The sequence below is a fragment of the Shewanella sp. WXL01 genome (assembly GCF_012263345.1).
GTDB lineage: Bacteria > Pseudomonadota > Gammaproteobacteria > Enterobacterales > Shewanellaceae > Shewanella > Shewanella maritima.
Genome location: NZ_JAAIKQ010000015.1, coordinates 1 through 15414, shown reverse-complemented (window position 1 = coordinate 15414; position 15414 = coordinate 1). Strand labels below are relative to the sequence as shown.

Sequence of the window (15414 nt, the reverse complement as noted above, 5' to 3'; positions counted from 1 at the left end):
ATAAAAAGAGATAACTATGTTTACTGGTATTGTTCAGGCCACTTGTAAAGTGGAAAAAATCATCGAAAAAGCGGGTTTAAAAACATTTGAAGTCGCTTTAGGTACCGAGTTGTTACAGGGCTTAAAACACGGTGCGAGTGTCGCGAATAACGGTGTGTGCCTAACTGTCACAGAGTTGCGCGATAATATCGCTATTTTTGATGTGATGGAAGAGACCTTAAAGCTAACCAATTTAGGAAATGTTAAACAAGGTGATCTAGTTAACATTGAGCGCTCATTAACTTATGGCAGTGAAATTGGTGGCCATGTGTTATCTGGCCATGTACACACTCAGGCAACAGTAAAAACCATTAGTCATACTGCTGAGCATTACAACATTTTGCTGGAAGTTGATGAGAAGTGGTTGGACTATATTTTCTATAAGGGCTTTATCGGTATTAATGGATGCAGCCTGACGGTTGGTGAAATTGAAGGTAATTGCTTCTGGATCCACCTAATTCCAGAAACACTCAGCATTACTAACTTGTCAGATCTACAACAATCTTCGTTGGTGAATATCGAAATCGATAGCCAAACTCAAGTGATTGTCGACACGGTTGCTAAGATCATGGCACGCAAGTTCGCCGACTAACTAGCTGATGACTAGAGTTATTAAACTTACCCATCGTTGCTTAGCTGCTAACCCTAATGCTCTAAACGCAAACAAGAAGCTCGTAGTAGATTTAGTTTGTAGCTGATTGAACTTGCCATTTTGGACAATTAGCTGCTTGAGCCCTCGCGCAGAGTAGAGCAGGTTTTAGTTAGTAAACCTGCTCGTCATCTGAGTCTATAAATAGCTCAACACGATTTTGTGCTTCATCTATATGCATTCGCATATGGATTGGGTTACAGCAAACACGACAATCGTCGTAATACTCTTGATCGCCAAGACTCGTATCTATGTTGATATGCTGGTGGTGCCCACAGTGGGGGCAACTAATCACTTTGTTGATTAATCTCATAGCTTACCTCGCTTAAACACCCTCACATTAAATATAGTGCGAAAATGGAGTGTTAAAATCACGCGATGGCATGATTTTGACCTTATTGTGGTCAAGCATATTCAACGCAAAATACACTGTGGAAAAAGCTCAGTCGCAAGTTATTCTTTTATTGTAAAAAGTCAGTTCAAAGGCTTTGATGCTTGTCTTTAAGCGTTGAACACAAATTTTACGAATTCGTCGTGATCGCATCCGTTATACTTTAAATCCATGCAACAGCCTTCAATCTATGCAACAGATTGTTGAAATCGTAAACTTTGTTGCATCCGTGTGTTGCGCCAGACTTTGTATTTCAATTAGAATGCCTGTTTCCTCAGTCAAATGAGTAAAACAATTGTAAAGTTTTACCTTGATTGGCGGTTCTAACTTACGAATTAATTAACTAACCATGTGGCCCTACGTGTGGGTCACCACTGGATAAGGAATTTTCATGCCTATTATTACCTTGCCTGATGGCAGCAAACGCGAGTTTGCCAACCCTGTTTCAACTTTAGAAGTCGCTGCGGACATTGGTCCTGGCTTAGCAAAAGCGTGTATCGCTGGCCGTGTAAACGGTGAATTAAAAGATGCATGTGACATTATTGACCAAGATTCAGAGTTGTCGATCATCACGGCTAAAGACGAAGAGGGTGTTGAAATCCTTCGTCACTCGTGTGCGCATTTATTAGGTCACGCTATCAAACAACTTTGGCCAGAAACCAAAATGGCTATTGGTCCAGTGATTGATAACGGCTTTTACTATGACGTTGACCTAGACCACAAGTTGACCCAAGAAGACATTGATGCGTTAGAAAAGCGTATGATGCAACTTGCCAAAACCAACTACGCAGTAGAAAAGCGCGTTGTTTCTTGGCAAGAAGCGCGTGATACATTTGAAGCGCGCGGTGAAGAGTACAAAATGGCGATTCTTGATGAAAACATCAGCAAGGATTCAACGCCAGCGCTTTATCACCACGAAGAATACACAGACATGTGTCGTGGCCCGCACGTGCCAAACATGAAGTTCTGTCACCACTTTAAGTTAATGAGTGTGGCCGGTGCATACTGGCGCGGTAACTCTGATAATAAAATGCTCCAGCGTATCTATGGTACTGCTTGGGCAGACAAGAAACAGTTAAAAGCACACTTAACCCGCTTAGAAGAAGCCGCAAAACGCGATCACCGTAAAATTGGTAAAGCGTTAGACTTATTCCACTGGCAAGAAGAAGCACCGGGTATGGTGTTCTGGCATGCAAATGGCTGGAGCTTATTTAAAGATCTTGAATCATTTATGCGCGGTCAGTTAGACAAGTATGGCTACGAAGAAGTACGTGCACCGCTTATTCTTGATGTCGGTATGTGGGAAAAGTCTGGTCACTGGGATAAGTACGGTGACATGATTTTCTCAACTGAATCTGAAAAGCGCACTTACGCTGTTAAGCCAATGAACTGCCCAGGTCACTTACAGATCTTCAACCAGGGTCTTAAGTCATACCGTGACTTACCATACCGCATGGCTGAGTTTGGTCTAGTTCACCGTAATGAGCCATCAGGTTCGCTGCATGGTTTAATGCGAGTGCGTTCATTCACGCAAGACGATGCCCACGTATTCTGTACGGAAGAGCAAATTCAACAAGAAGTAAGCTCTTGTATTGAAATGGTGTTCGATACCTACAGAACCTTTGGTTTTGAAGAGATTGATATCAAGCTTTCAACTCGCCCAGAGCAGCGTGTCGGTAGCGATGAAGTTTGGGACAAGTCTGAGCAAGCCCTTGCGGATGCATTAAGTGCTAATGGCCTTAAATATGAAATCCAAGAAGGCGAAGGTGCATTCTACGGTCCTAAAATCGAATTTACATTGCATGACTGCTTAGGTCGTGACTGGCAGTGCGGTACGATCCAATTAGACTTCTCTATGCCAGGTCGTTTAGGTGCAAGTTACATTGGTGAAGACGGCGAGCGTCACACACCAGTTATGATCCACCGCGCTATTTTAGGTTCGTTAGAGCGTTTCATCGGTATTTTGATTGAAGAATATGCCGGTAAATTCCCAACTTGGCTTGCTCCTCAGCAAGCAGTTGTTATGAATATTACCGATAAACAGTCAGATTATGTTGATGAAGTTGTTAAATTCTTCAAAGAACAAGGTATTCGTGCATCTTCGGACTTGAGGAATGAGAAGATAGGCTTTAAAATACGCGAACACACTCTTAGACGTGTGCCTTATTTATTGGTCGTTGGTGATCAAGAAATGGAAAATAAGGAAGTTGCGGTGCGTACACGTGACGGTGTCGACTTAGGTAAGATGAAGTTTGAAGACTTCGCTACCATGATTCGTCAACAAATTTCGCTCCGTAGTCTCAAATTGTTGGAGGAATAGGTCATAAAGATCAAAAGAACAGCAGGGCGACAGCAAGCCCCTAATCGCATCAATGAAGAAATCACTGACGTACCTGAAGTACGCCTTACAGGTCTAGATGGTGAGTCCATTGGTATTGTTAGTATCAGAGAAGCTCAAAACGCAGCTGACGAAGCAGGTGTAGACCTAGTTGAAATCAGCCCTAATGCAGAGCCTCCAGTCTGTCGCATAATGGACTACGGTAAGTTCCTTTTTGATAAAGCAAAAGCACTAAAGGAACAAAAGAAGAAGCAGAAACAGGTCCAGGTTAAGGAAGTTAAATTCCGTCCTGGTACTGATGAAAACGACTATCAGGTAAAACTACGCAACCTGACTCGTTTTCTAGAAGACGGTGACAAAGCGAAAATCACGCTGCGTTTCCGTGGACGCGAGATGGCTCATCAAAGCTTAGGTATGGATCTTTTGAACCGTATTAAAGCCGACCTGGCCGAAATCGCGGTTGTTGAGTCTTTCCCGAAAATGGAAGGCCGACAAGCAATTATGGTGCTAGCACCTAAAAAGAAATAGTAGGGCAACCTAACTAAAAGTAGCGAAGACTCTTTTTGAGGACTTCGCTCGCCTTACGTTTTATTAATCCCCCAATGCGGAGTTTTAGCAATGCCTAAAATGAAAACAGACAAGGGTGTTCAAAAGCGCTTCAGAAAAACCGCTAATGGTTTCAAGCGTAAACAAGCACACTTACGTCACATTTTGACCAAGAAGAGCACTAAGCGTAAACGTCACTTACGTGCTAAATGTTTAGTAGCTAAGAGTGATGTGCCTGCAATCGCACGTCAACTACCATACGCTTAATTAGAGGAGTAAAGAAAAATGCCTAGAGTTAAGCGTGGTGTAACCGCTCGTGCTCGTCACAAGAAAGTACTTAAGTTAGCTAAAGGTTATTATGGCGCTCGTAGCCGTACTTACCGCGTTGCAGTTCAAGCTGTAACTAAAGCTGGTCAATATGCTTACCGTGACCGTCGTCAAAAGAAACGTCAATTCCGTCAACTATGGATTGCACGTATCAATGCGGCTTCTCGTCAAAATGGTCTGTCTTACAGCCGTTTCATCAACGGTCTGAAAAAGGCGTCTATCGAAATCGATCGTAAGATTTTGGCAGACATCGCTGTATTCGACAAAGTTGTTTTCGCAACTTTAGTTGAAAAAGCAAAAGAAGCACTAGCTAAGTAATTAGTTGTTGTGTGTTTAAAAAGGAGCCCTCGGGTTCCTTTTTTTATGCCTGTAGTTTAAAGAAGTAAGTATCCGATTTGTGTGGTTACTGAACTAACTAGCATGCTCTGTAGATACTAATTGGTAATGAAATCAGCTAAGGTGCACTGTATATAGTTTGTGTGACATTTGGTTCAAGGTAAATTTCGGTCAATAGCTTTTCGAACGCAGCTTGGCGTGCTTCAGGCGTTGTTGGCATAATGCCTTGTTGTTGTAAAATTGAGATAAGTTGGCGCGGGATATTGGTATCATCGCCAACAATCGCCACATGGCCAGCATTCACTTGAATGTTAGTCAGTTGAGGGTATTGATCAATCACTGGGTGATACTGCTCGCTGACATTAAACACATAGTCACTTTCAATACAAACTCCATTGTCATTTTTACGCCTACAAGTATTGGTTTCATCGGTAACTATTTTCACGTAGCGATTTACGTTACTCGTCAATTCACTAGGTTGCTGAATAAAAGGTGAATTAGCAGTAATTTCAGTCCAATTATCACCAGTAATTATCCAGCATATCCCAGGCACTACACCGAGGCTGAGCCAATGAAGCGGTTTAATACCACAGGTATTGGCAGCTTGGATCCCCGCAATCGGTGCTGATACGGTAACCAGATCAATCTCTTGAGAGGTGTCAAGTTGAGCTGGTGTTTGTTCAAACGCTCTTCTTGAAACTAAGCCGCCCATACTGTGACCTACTACCGTAATGTCTTGATTATTAAGCTTACTGCCTAATTCATCAGTTGCTTTCGCTAACGTCTCGGCTGCATCTTTTAAGCTTTTACGATCATCATAGTTATAACAAACAGCTTGCTGATCATGAAAAGCATACAGCTGCGCGAGTTGCCTAAAACGCCCGGCTGAGCTATCACAGCCGTGGACCAATATTGTCACGCTTTTGTTTGGGTCTAGTTTTAAGCTGGTATCTAAACCGTCAGTGCAAGGGCTTAAGCTGTCTATGCTTACATTTAGACTAGGGTTGGTTTTATTGCTTGGGGTTATAGGAGAAGTATCGGCGAGGTAGTGTGTTGAGCAGCCCGTTGTGGCGCTGACGACAAAAAGCAGTGGAAAGATGAATGTTAATCGCATCAATGTTAGCTACCTTGTATTGCTATACGTTCTACCAATCAGCACAAGTATTTGAACATTCCTACTGGTTAAAATCGCATATAACTTCGTTAAAAATTTTGAAGGTAGAACAAAACTAGCTTGCTGCAATTTCTGCCTTGTTCTAAGCGATTTTACCTGCGTAATCTCTGCTCACTTTTTTATCCTGATTGATATTAAAGAATTATAGCTAAAACCTTCATATAAACAATGAACTAACAGCAATAAAAAAGCGAAATAGCCGTGGCCATTTCGCTTTTTTATTAATTTATCTTGGTCCTTGTGCAAATTGGTATTAAAGCACAGCTTTGATTGATTTTGCTAAGTAGTCGACGTTAGCCTCGCTAATGCCAGCGATACTCATGCGGCTCGAGTCAACCATGTAAATACTGTGCTCTTGTTTAAGCTGTTTGACCTGCGCAGCATTAATACCTAGGAACGAGAACATACCTTTTTGTTTAGCAATGAAGCTAAAGTCATGGTCAACGCCATTTTCGATAAGCTTGTCGACTAGCATTTGACGATTGCCATTAATGCGATCGCGCATCACGGTTAATTCATCAATCCATTGTTGCTTAAGCGCTGGCGTACCTAAAATGGTTTCAACTAGCGCTGCACCATGTGCTGGCGGCATAGAATAAATGCAACGAATAACGTAAAGCAGTACAGAAAACGCGGTATTTGCTACAGCTGTGTTGCTCGCTACTAAGGTACAAGCGCCAATGCGCTCGCGGTATAAGCCAAAGTTTTTCGAGCATGACGAGCAGAGAATCATATTTTCAACGGCCTGCGCCATTTTTCGTACGCCATAAGCGTCGTCATCTATACCGTCACCAAAACCTTGGTACGCCATGTCTATTAGGGGAGTAAAGCCTTGTTGGGTTGCAATCGCGATGACTTCATCCCATTGAGCGTTTGTTAGATCCATACCGCTTGGGTTATGACAGCAAGCATGGAGTAACACTACATCATCTTTACTGACTTGTTTAAGCGCGTTAGTCATTTGCTCAAACTTCAGTGTTTTGCTGTCATAGTCATAATATGGGTAAGTTTTAACGGTTAAACCTGCTGCCTCAAATAAACCTGTGTGGTTTGCCCACGTAGGATCTGATACCCAAATTGTAGCGTCTGGATTGCACTGTTTAATGAATTCGGCTGCTACGCGAAGAGCACCAGTACCCCCTGGCGTCGATACGGTGCGAACTCGGTCGGCTAGCAAGGCACTGTGGTCTGAGCCGAATGCTAACTGAGACATTAATTGGTTAAATTGCTCAGAGCCGGTAGGGCCGATATACACTTTCGTGGTTTCGCTATCGGTGCGCAGCTGCTCGGCGTTTTTTACACAATCCAAAATAGGAGTGTTGCCTTGTGGGTCTTTATATACGCCCACACCTAAGTCGATTTTTTGTGGGTGGTTATCGTTACGGTATTGGGTTAAAAGACCTAAAATCGGATCTGCGGGTAGGGCGGTAAGTGCGTTAAACATTCCTTTTACCTATATTTTATGGGGCTAATCGCTTCGCGCTGGCCCAATTTAACTAGTAGATTTAGGATAACTTGCTAGCTGCTGTTCATAAAGAGAATTTAGAGCAAACTCACAATTTTGACATTGGCGTTGATTTGTCACCTGGAAAGTATCTGTGACATAAGCTTGCCGAGCAAGGTGCAATTGCAAAACGTATGAAAATACTCGTTTAATTAAATTATTTTCAATTAGGCGTTAAAAGCGACTGTTTACGGTAAATAAAGGTTGCAAGATCGCCGTCGATCAGTAGTGTTATAAACACCTACCGTTTTCATGTTTGTCTGGCATAAATAATTTACAGACGTAATTTGATTAGTAATCCTATCGCATGTCGTCATTTGCCTTTTGGCACAGCAATTAAGCAAGTTGGCGACACCGACCCAGTTATAAAGAGAAGTCATGAAGCAGTTACGTTTAGACCCAATTAATAAGATAAATGGCGAGATCAACATTCCCGGCTCCAAGAGTATTTCTAACCGCGCACTATTATTGGCAACGTTGGCTCGCGGGCGGACAACATTAACTAACCTACTTGATTCAGATGACATCAGGCACATGCTGACATCGTTAAAGCAGCTTGGCGTGAATTATTCGTTGGAAAGTAATAATACGGTTTGTCACATCGATGGCAATGGCGGTGCATTGACTGCTACAGAAGCACAAACACTATTTTTGGGTAACGCGGGCACTGCAATGCGACCACTTTGCGCAGCTTTAACTCTTGGACAAGGTGAGTTCACCCTAACAGGTGAGCCACGTATGGAAGAGCGCCCAATTGGCGACTTAGTGGATGCGCTTCGTCAACTTGGCGCCGACGTGACTTACTTAAAAAATGATGGCTTTCCACCATTAACCATTAACGCAACAGGCCTAAATGGTGGCGAAGTATCTATTGCCGGTGATTTATCCAGTCAGTTCCTTACCGCGTTACTCATGGTCGCGCCGCTAACCCGTGAAACCGTTAATATCAATATTACGGGCGAGCTGGTATCTAAACCTTATATTGATATCACCATCAAGTTAATGGCGCAGTTTGGTGTCGAGGTTATCAACCATAATTATCAGCGTTTTGAGATTAAATCTGGCCAGCAATATGTATCGCCAGGCACTGTGCTAGTTGAAGGTGATGCCTCATCTGCATCGTACTTTTTAGCGGCGGGCGCCATTCAAGGCGGTGAAGTTAAAGTTACCGGTGTAGGTAAAAAGAGCATTCAAGGTGACGTAAAGTTTGCCGATGCCTTGGCGGCAATGGGCGCTGACATTGAGTGGGGCGATGATTATATTATTGCGCGCCGCTCAAGCCTAACCGCAATTGATATGGACATGAACCATATTCCTGATGCAGCGATGACTATTGCAACTGCGGCTTTGTTCGCCAAAGGCACGACGCGTATGACTAACATCTACAACTGGCGCATTAAAGAAACAGATCGTTTAGCTGCGATGGCGACAGAATTACGCAAAGTAGGTGCAATTGTTGATGAAGGGCATGACTACATTAGCGTCACGCCACCTGAGACAATTAACACTGCGGCGATTGATACATACAATGATCACCGTATGGCAATGTGTTTCTCGCTTATCGCATTTGCCGATTGTGGGATCACCATTAACGATCCAGATTGCACATCAAAAACCTTCCCTGATTACTTCACACAGTTTGCGCGTCTCGCAAAGTAGTTGATACAGATATAAAACAGTACGGTTTTCTTGTTGTTAGATAAGAAGACCGTACCGAATAAACTAAAAATATTCGCAGTATTTACCTCAGAATTGTTATACAATGCCGCCGCTAATTTCTGGTTAACCCTTTTTACTTTTCATGGAAGATGGTTACATTTCGGAGGAAAATATGTCTGAGCGAGCTCCAGTTATCACCGTTGATGGTCCAAGCGGTGCAGGGAAAGGGACGATTAGCCAATTACTGGCACAGCATTTAGGCTGGCATTTATTAGACAGCGGTGCCATTTATCGTGTGTTAGCACTAGCAGCTATTCATCATGATGTTGAACTAGAAAATGAAGAAGCCCTGACGCTTCTAGCTGCACATTTAGACGTGAAATTCGTATCTTCATCAGAAGGTGAGGGTAGCAAGGTGGTATTAGAGGGCGAAGATGTAACCAATGCAATTCGTACTCAAGAAGTATCTAACGCCGCTTCAAAAGTCGCTTCTTTACCTCGCGTGCGAGAAGCTTTATTACGACGCCAGCGTGCATTTAGTGCAGAGCCTGGTTTAGTCGCAGACGGTCGTGACATGGGCACAGTTGTGTTCCCAAAAGCACCGCTTAAATTATTCCTAACAGCCTCGGCTGAAGAGCGTGCCCAAAGACGCTTTAATCAGTTGCAGGACAAGGGCTTCGATGTTAAAATCGACCGCCTTTTAGCGGAAATTATTGAGCGTGATGAACGTGATATGAACCGCGCAGCTGCGCCTCTTGTGCCAGCTGATGATGCCATTACCATTGATACAACGGGTATTGGTATTGAAGGTGTGCTTGAGTTAGTACTCGAGCAAGTAAACAAATCTAAAATCGCTGAGTAGTTCTACTACTTGGCGATTGGTATTTGAATTAAGGACAATTCGAATAATATTACTCGACTCCACATCTAGGATGGATAGTGGTTTATTACATAAGTAACTTAAAAATGACTGAATCTTTTGCTGATTTATTTGAACAATCTTTAAACGAACTTGAGTTCCGCCCTGGTTCTATCGTACGTGGTACTGTTGTTGCTATCGAAAACGGTATGGTACTAGTTGACGCTGGTCTTAAGTCTGAAAGCCCTATCTCTGCTGACGAATTCAAAAACGCTCAAGGCGTTCTTGAAATTCAAGTTGGCGACGAAGTAGACGTAGCTCTTGACTCTGTTGAAGATGGTTTTGGTGAAACTCAACTATCTCGCGAGAAAGCTAAGCGCCACGAAGCTTGGATTGTTCTAGAAAAAGCTTACGAAGATGCTGAAACTGTAATCGGTGTCATCAATGGTAAAGTTAAAGGTGGTTTCACTGTTGAATTAAACGGTATCCGTGCCTTCTTACCAGGTTCTCTAGTAGACGTTCGCCCAGTTCGCGACACTGCTCACCTAGAGTACAAAGAGTTAGAATTCAAAGTAATCAAACTTGACCAGAAGCGTAACAACGTTGTTGTTTCTCGTCGTGCTGTTATCGAATCAGAAAGCAGTGCAGAGCGTGATGCTCTTCTTGAAAACCTTCAAGAAGGTCAAGCAGTTAAAGGTATCGTTAAGAACCTTACTGACTACGGTGCATTCGTAGACCTAGGTGGCGTTGACGGTCTTCTACATATCACTGATATGGCTTGGAAGCGCGTTAAGCACCCATCTGAAATCGTAAACGTTGGTGACGAAATCAACGTTAAAGTTCTTAAGTACGATCGTGAGCGCACTCGTGTTTCACTAGGTCTTAAGCAACTAGGCGAAGATCCATGGTTAGAAATCAGCAAGCGCTACCCAGAAAACACTAAGTTAACTGGTCGCGTTACTAACCTAACTGACTACGGTTGTTTCGTTGAAATCGAAGAAGGCGTTGAAGGTCTTGTTCACGTTTCTGAAATGGATTGGACTAACAAGAACATCCACCCATCTAAGGTTGTTAACCTAGGTGACGAAGTAGAAGTTCTAGTTCTAGACATCGATGAAGAACGTCGTCGTATTTCTCTAGGTCTTAAGCAATGTAAGACTAACCCATGGGATGACTTCGCTTCTAAGTTCAACAAGGGCGACAAAGTTTCAGGTAAGATCAAGTCTATCACTGACTTCGGTATCTTCATCGGTCTTGACGGCGGCATCGATGGTCTTGTTCACCTATCTGACATTTCTTGGAACGGTACTGGCGAAGACGCTGTATCTGAGTACAAGAAAGGTGACGAAATCCACGCAGTTGTTCTTTCAGTTGACCCAGAGCGTGAGCGTATCTCTCTAGGCGTTAAGCAAACTGAAGACGATCCATTCAACGCTTACTTAGCAGATAAGAAGAAAGGTACTATAGTAAATGGTACAGTTTCTGCAGTTGACGCTAAAGGTGTTACTGTTGAGCTTGCTGAAACTGTAGAAGGTTACATCCGTGTAGCTGACATTTCTGCTGAGCGCATCGAAGATGCTTCTACTGAATTCTCAGTAGGCGACGCAGTTGAAGCTAAGTTCATGGGTGTTGATCGTAAGAACCGTTCTATCAGCCTGTCTATCCGCGCGAAAGACGAAGCTGAGCAGAAGGAAGCGATCGCTTCACTGAACAAGCAAGAAGATGCTTCAATCGGCAACGCAATGGCTGAAGCATTCAAAGCAGCTCGCAAGTAATCACGTTCGTCTGTTGTATAGGGAGTTCGCTCCCTATTAGGCGACTGAGTTTTGGCTTGATAATAGGGGATAGCTAGGATGACAAAATCTGAACTTATCGAAAAACTCGCCACCAGGCAGTCGCAACTGTCGGCGAAAGAAGTGGAAAATGCCATTAAAGAGATGTTGGAGCAAATGGCAACAACATTAGAAGGCGGAGATCGCATTGAAATCCGTGGTTTTGGTAGTTTCTCACTTCACTATCGTGCGCCGCGTACAGGCCGTAACCCAAAAACTGGTACTTCAGTTGAGTTGGAAGGTAAGTACGTACCACACTTTAAGCCGGGTAAAGAACTACGTGAACGTGTAGATGCAGTTAACCATTAATTAGCATCTGTCTAAAAAAGCCTCCGATTGGAGGCTTTTTTGTATCTAACGCTAAGCAACGCTAGTCACAGGCCGCAAATTCTTGGATAATCAGGATATTGGCCCACATGCAAGGAGCAGATAGTGAGATCATTTTTTGCCATCGTAATTGTTGGATTGTGTTTTGTATTAGCATTGATTTTTGGCGCGAGAAACGAGCAAGTCGTCACTATTAGTTATTTTGTTGCCGAGGGTGAATATCGATTACCTATCGTATTAGCCGTTGTATTCTTTTTAGGGTTCATCATTAGTTGGCTATTTGCATCCTTCTATTTAGTGCGCCTCAAGTTAACACTAAGAAGTAAGCAGAAACAAATCGAAAAACTACAACTAGACAACGAACGAATGTTAGAGGAAAAGTCAGCCTAATATGCTGGAGCTGCTGTTTCTACTCTTACCCATTGCTGCCGGTTATGGCTGGTATATGGGACGACGAAGTATTCGTTTGAGTCAAAGCCACAAATCTAAAAAGCTTAGTCGAGATTATTTTACTGGGCTAAATTTCCTGTTGTCGAACGAGTCTGACAAAGCGGTCGATCTTTTTATTAGCATGCTTGACGTTGATGATGAGACGATTGATACCCATTTATCGCTAGGCTCGCTATTTCGTAAACGCGGCGAAGTCGACCGCGCAATTCGTATTCATCAAAACTTAATTGCTCGCCCAAGTTTAACAACCGAGCAGCGTGACATCGCCATGATGGAGTTAGGCAAAGATTACCTTGCGGCAGGCTTTTATGATCGCGCCGAAGAAATTTTTGCCAATTTGGTGAGCCAAGAAGAACACAGTGAAGAAGCGGAAACCCATTTAATTTCCATTTATCAAATCACTAAAGAGTGGCAAAAGGCGATAAATACCACCAAACGCTTGCCACGAAAGCGTCAGCAAACCCTTAGGCAAACTACCGCACATTTTTATTGTCAGCTTGCTGATGAGTCTACCGAGCACGGTGAAAAACTTAAACTGTTTACTCAAGCGATCAAGCTTGATGATAAGTGTGGCCGAGCTTGGCTGTCGCTTGCTGGTATTTACTTTGATAACCATCAACACGCCGAAAGCGTACGCGCACTCAACAGCTTAATAGAGGCCGATGCCGAGTTATTTGTTGATGCAATCAGTATTGCTAAGTCTTTGCTGATGGAGAAAGGTGATAAGCAAGGCTACGAAACCATGCTGAATTCAGCCATGGAAGCTGGTGCAGGTGCTAGCGTGATAGTGGCGTTGGCCGAGTTTAAAATCAACCAAGGATTATTGAACCAAGCCGAATCACTCATGTTAGAAAACCTTTATAGACATCCGACAATGCGTGGTTTTCAACAGTTAATGAAATTACACATACAACAAGCTGAAGATGGTGCGGCTAAAGAAAGTTTGACCATGTTATCTCAACTTGTTGAGCAACAGATTAAGTTCCGTCCGAGTTTCCGCTGTAATTCATGTGGCTTTCCGTCACACGGCTTATATTGGCATTGTCCATCTTGTAAAGAGTGGGGCAGTATCAAGCGGGTTAAAGGCTTAGACGGTGAGTAAGTAACAAAAGAGGTTTCCTATGTCGAATAAATCCATTGTAGTCGCCCTAGACTATGATAACCAAGATGAAGCACTGGCACTTATTGATCAGTTAGACCCGAAAATGTGCCGCCTGAAAATTGGCAAGGAAATGTTTACTCTGTTTGGCCCTGAGTTTGTAAAACAGATCCACAGCCGTGGCTTTGATCTATTCTTAGACCTTAAATTTCATGACATTCCAAACACGGTAGCTAAAGCTGTTAAAGCCGCTGCTGAATTAGGCGTGTGGATGACTAATGTTCATGCAAGTGGCGGCTTAGCAATGATGCAAGCAGCTAAAAAGGCATTAGAGCCGTACGGCGATAAAGCACCAATCCTGATTGCTGTAACTGTGCTGACTTCAATGTCTGACGACGATTTGAAACTATTAGGTATCGATGTACCAGCTAATGAGCACGTCATGCGTTTAGCTAAGCTGACTCAAGAAGCTGGTTTAGACGGTGTTGTGTGCTCGGCGCAAGAAGCCTGCACACTTAAGCAAACGCTAGGTGAAGATTTCCAATTAGTCACGCCAGGCATTCGCCCTGTCGGCGCTGACGTTGGCGATCAACACCGGGTGATGACACCTGAAAAAGCCATTGCCGCTGGCTCTGATTATTTGGTTATCGGCCGACCAATTACTAAGGCAGACGACCCATTAGCGGCGTTAACGGCGATTTATAACTCGCTACAAGCTTAAGTGTTAATTTTAGATGCAATGTGTAGGTGAACCATGGCAAATGCATTACAAGATCAGTTATTAAAAGCTGGTTTAGCAAGTAAACAGAAAGTGCGCGATGTGAAAACGCAAAAGCGTCGCAATCGTAAAGCAAAAGTTGATGACGGTAGCGCTGAGTTAAAAGCGCAAATTGCCCAGCAAAAAGCTGCGCAAGCAGAAAAAGATAAAGCGTTAAATGAAGAGCGTTTTGCCAAGGCATCAGAAAAAGGCCTGGTACGAGGCTTGATCACAGAGTTCACTCGCCGTGCAGTTGCTATTCCTACTGATGCTGAGGTTAAGTTTAACTTCACTTTAGATAGTAAGATCCACAGCTTATATATCGATGAAGCAATTCAAAAGCAATTACTTAACGGTACTCTAGGTATCGTTAGACATGAAGATAAAAGCTACCTTGTGCCGCATAAGCTGGCTGAGCGCGTTAATCTGCTTGTCCCAGAATGGTGTGGTTACTTATGGCAAGCTGAAGACAATAGCGCAACAGAGCAGGTTAGTGATGAAGAAGATCCGTATGCAGGCTATGAAATTCCAGACGATTTAATGTGGTAAATACTTAGTCTCGCTTTACCATTCATTGCCGATAGCAGTTGAAGCTTGGCACTGAATATTCAACTCTGTTTTGCGTTAAAAACACAAATGCCATTTCATTTTTTAATGAAGTGGCATTTTTCTGTTTGGTTCTAGATAACTTAGATAAGAGCATCAACTAAATAGCGTTAAGCAATAGAGCTGTTGTTGATGTAGGCATGTTTACACGTAGGCTGTTTACAAGTGAATAAATGAGTTGATAATTTATGCTGCTTTCGCTGATTAATAACTCAGTTTGATCGCAATTGCAGCAAGCAGTCATAATTATGTCATTTATTTGGATTTGTTGATTGACACTTTAACTCAAATCCGTAGAATTCATCTCACTCAAGCGGCACTGGTGATTAGCTAGCACCGTTTGAAGTGAAAGAAGCGACATTAGCTCGGTTGTTAGGTGGAAAGTTGAAACCTTTTCAAGGTGAGTTTTGAAGCTAACGACTCTAGTCAAGAGAGTATAAATATTTGATTGCGACATTAGCTCAGTTGGTAGAGCGAAACCTTGCCAAGGTTTAGGTCATCGGTTCGAACCCGATATGTCG

The 15414-nt window shown here is 43.1% G+C and carries 16 protein-coding genes; 13 read left to right on the top strand and 3 right to left on the bottom strand.

Annotated elements, in window-relative coordinates; all coding sequences use genetic code 11:
* Window positions 1–16 precede the first annotated feature (16 nt).
* Window positions 17–631, top strand: a complete 615-nt coding sequence (locus G3R49_RS19245) for a riboflavin synthase subunit alpha (protein WP_130602995.1) — start codon at window positions 17–19, stop codon at window positions 629–631.
* Between the two features lie 169 nt (window positions 632–800).
* Here G3R49_RS19245 and G3R49_RS19240 read toward each other — a convergent pair whose 3' ends face one another.
* Window positions 801–1001 (bottom strand): CPXCG motif-containing cysteine-rich protein, encoded by a 201-nt coding sequence (locus G3R49_RS19240; RefSeq protein WP_130602997.1) that lies wholly within the window; start codon window positions 999–1001, stop codon window positions 801–803.
* 469 nt (window positions 1002–1470) lie between these two features.
* On the opposite strand from G3R49_RS19240, the gene thrS reads away from it, so the two are divergent.
* The 4 genes from thrS (at window position 1471) to rplT (ending at window position 4608) form a co-directional block, all read left to right on the top strand.
* On the top strand, window positions 1471–3399 hold the full coding sequence (gene thrS / locus G3R49_RS19235) for a threonine--tRNA ligase (RefSeq protein ID WP_130602999.1): 1929 nt from the start codon (window positions 1471–1473) through the stop codon (window positions 3397–3399).
* A gap of 3 nt (window positions 3400–3402) precedes the next feature.
* Complete coding sequence (gene infC, locus G3R49_RS19230) at window positions 3403–3945, top strand: translation initiation factor IF-3 (RefSeq protein WP_130603001.1); 543 nt, start codon at window positions 3403–3405, stop codon at window positions 3943–3945.
* Between the two features lie 90 nt (window positions 3946–4035).
* A complete protein-coding gene (gene rpmI / locus G3R49_RS19225) occupies window positions 4036–4230 on the top strand; it encodes a 50S ribosomal protein L35 (protein WP_055023949.1) in 195 nt (64 codons plus the stop codon).
* Window positions 4231–4248: 18 nt separating this feature from the next.
* Window positions 4249–4608, top strand: coding sequence for a 50S ribosomal protein L20 (rplT, locus tag G3R49_RS19220; RefSeq protein WP_028775125.1), 360 nt, complete (start codon window positions 4249–4251; stop codon window positions 4606–4608).
* A gap of 136 nt (window positions 4609–4744) precedes the next feature.
* Here the strand turns inward: rplT and G3R49_RS19215 are convergent, their stop codons facing one another.
* On the bottom strand, window positions 4745–5740 hold the full coding sequence (locus G3R49_RS19215) for a triacylglycerol lipase (protein ID WP_167870730.1): 996 nt from the start codon (window positions 5738–5740) through the stop codon (window positions 4745–4747).
* 313 nt (window positions 5741–6053) lie between these two features.
* Window positions 6054–7244: an amino acid aminotransferase gene (locus G3R49_RS19210; protein WP_167870729.1), complete on the bottom strand. Its 1191-nt coding sequence runs from the start codon at window positions 7242–7244 to the stop codon at window positions 6054–6056.
* A 438-nt stretch (window positions 7245–7682) separates the two neighbouring features.
* On the opposite strand from G3R49_RS19210, the gene aroA reads away from it, so the two are divergent.
* The 8 genes from aroA (at window position 7683) to G3R49_RS19170 (ending at window position 14836) form a co-directional block, all read left to right on the top strand.
* The gene (gene aroA / locus G3R49_RS19205) at window positions 7683–8963 is read left to right on the top strand and encodes a 3-phosphoshikimate 1-carboxyvinyltransferase (protein WP_167870728.1); all 1281 of its coding nucleotides are present in this window, start codon (window positions 7683–7685) and stop codon (window positions 8961–8963) included.
* Window positions 8964–9135: 172 nt separating this feature from the next.
* Window positions 9136–9825, top strand: a complete 690-nt coding sequence (cmk, locus tag G3R49_RS19200; protein ID WP_130603009.1) for a (d)CMP kinase — start codon at window positions 9136–9138, stop codon at window positions 9823–9825.
* A gap of 104 nt (window positions 9826–9929) precedes the next feature.
* The gene (gene rpsA, locus G3R49_RS19195; protein WP_130603011.1) at window positions 9930–11597 is read left to right on the top strand and encodes a 30S ribosomal protein S1; all 1668 of its coding nucleotides are present in this window, start codon (window positions 9930–9932) and stop codon (window positions 11595–11597) included.
* 78 nt (window positions 11598–11675) lie between these two features.
* Window positions 11676–11963, top strand: a complete 288-nt coding sequence (ihfB, locus tag G3R49_RS19190; RefSeq protein ID WP_130603013.1) for an integration host factor subunit beta — start codon at window positions 11676–11678, stop codon at window positions 11961–11963.
* 123 nt (window positions 11964–12086) lie between these two features.
* Window positions 12087–12371 (top strand): LapA family protein, encoded by a 285-nt coding sequence (locus G3R49_RS19185; RefSeq protein WP_130603015.1) that lies wholly within the window; start codon window positions 12087–12089, stop codon window positions 12369–12371.
* A 1-nt stretch (window position 12372) separates the two neighbouring features.
* A complete protein-coding gene (gene lapB, locus G3R49_RS19180) occupies window positions 12373–13533 on the top strand; it encodes a lipopolysaccharide assembly protein LapB (RefSeq protein WP_167870727.1) in 1161 nt (386 codons plus the stop codon).
* Window positions 13534–13552: 19 nt separating this feature from the next.
* Window positions 13553–14251: an orotidine-5'-phosphate decarboxylase gene (gene pyrF / locus G3R49_RS19175; protein WP_167870726.1), complete on the top strand. Its 699-nt coding sequence runs from the start codon at window positions 13553–13555 to the stop codon at window positions 14249–14251.
* A 33-nt stretch (window positions 14252–14284) separates the two neighbouring features.
* Window positions 14285–14836, top strand: a complete 552-nt coding sequence (locus G3R49_RS19170) for a DUF2058 domain-containing protein (protein ID WP_130603021.1) — start codon at window positions 14285–14287, stop codon at window positions 14834–14836.
* Window positions 14837–15414: the final 578 nt, after the last annotated feature.

Bases quoted from the DNA above. Each gene is read 5' to 3' on its own strand.
- G3R49_RS19240 (WP_130602997.1), bottom strand. From the start codon at position 1,001: ATGAGATTAATCAACAAAGTGATTAGTTGCCCCCACTGTGGGCACCAC.
- G3R49_RS19210 (WP_167870729.1), bottom strand. From the start codon at position 7,244: ATGTTTAACGCACTTACCGCCCTACCCGCAGATCCGATTTTAGGTCTT.
- rplT (WP_028775125.1), top strand. From the start codon at position 4,249: ATGCCTAGAGTTAAGCGTGGTGTAACCGCTCGTGCTCGTCACAAGAAA.
- G3R49_RS19215 (WP_167870730.1), bottom strand. From the start codon at position 5,740: ATGCGATTAACATTCATCTTTCCACTGCTTTTTGTCGTCAGCGCCACA.
- G3R49_RS19245 (WP_130602995.1), top strand. From the start codon at position 17: ATGTTTACTGGTATTGTTCAGGCCACTTGTAAAGTGGAAAAAATCATC.
- ihfB (WP_130603013.1), top strand. From the start codon at position 11,676: ATGACAAAATCTGAACTTATCGAAAAACTCGCCACCAGGCAGTCGCAA.
- rpsA (WP_130603011.1), top strand. From the start codon at position 9,930: ATGACTGAATCTTTTGCTGATTTATTTGAACAATCTTTAAACGAACTT.
- thrS (WP_130602999.1), top strand. From the start codon at position 1,471: ATGCCTATTATTACCTTGCCTGATGGCAGCAAACGCGAGTTTGCCAAC.
- G3R49_RS19170 (WP_130603021.1), top strand. From the start codon at position 14,285: ATGGCAAATGCATTACAAGATCAGTTATTAAAAGCTGGTTTAGCAAGT.
- lapB (WP_167870727.1), top strand. From the start codon at position 12,373: ATGCTGGAGCTGCTGTTTCTACTCTTACCCATTGCTGCCGGTTATGGC.
- cmk (WP_130603009.1), top strand. From the start codon at position 9,136: ATGTCTGAGCGAGCTCCAGTTATCACCGTTGATGGTCCAAGCGGTGCA.
- rpmI (WP_055023949.1), top strand. From the start codon at position 4,036: ATGCCTAAAATGAAAACAGACAAGGGTGTTCAAAAGCGCTTCAGAAAA.
- aroA (WP_167870728.1), top strand. From the start codon at position 7,683: ATGAAGCAGTTACGTTTAGACCCAATTAATAAGATAAATGGCGAGATC.
- pyrF (WP_167870726.1), top strand. From the start codon at position 13,553: ATGTCGAATAAATCCATTGTAGTCGCCCTAGACTATGATAACCAAGAT.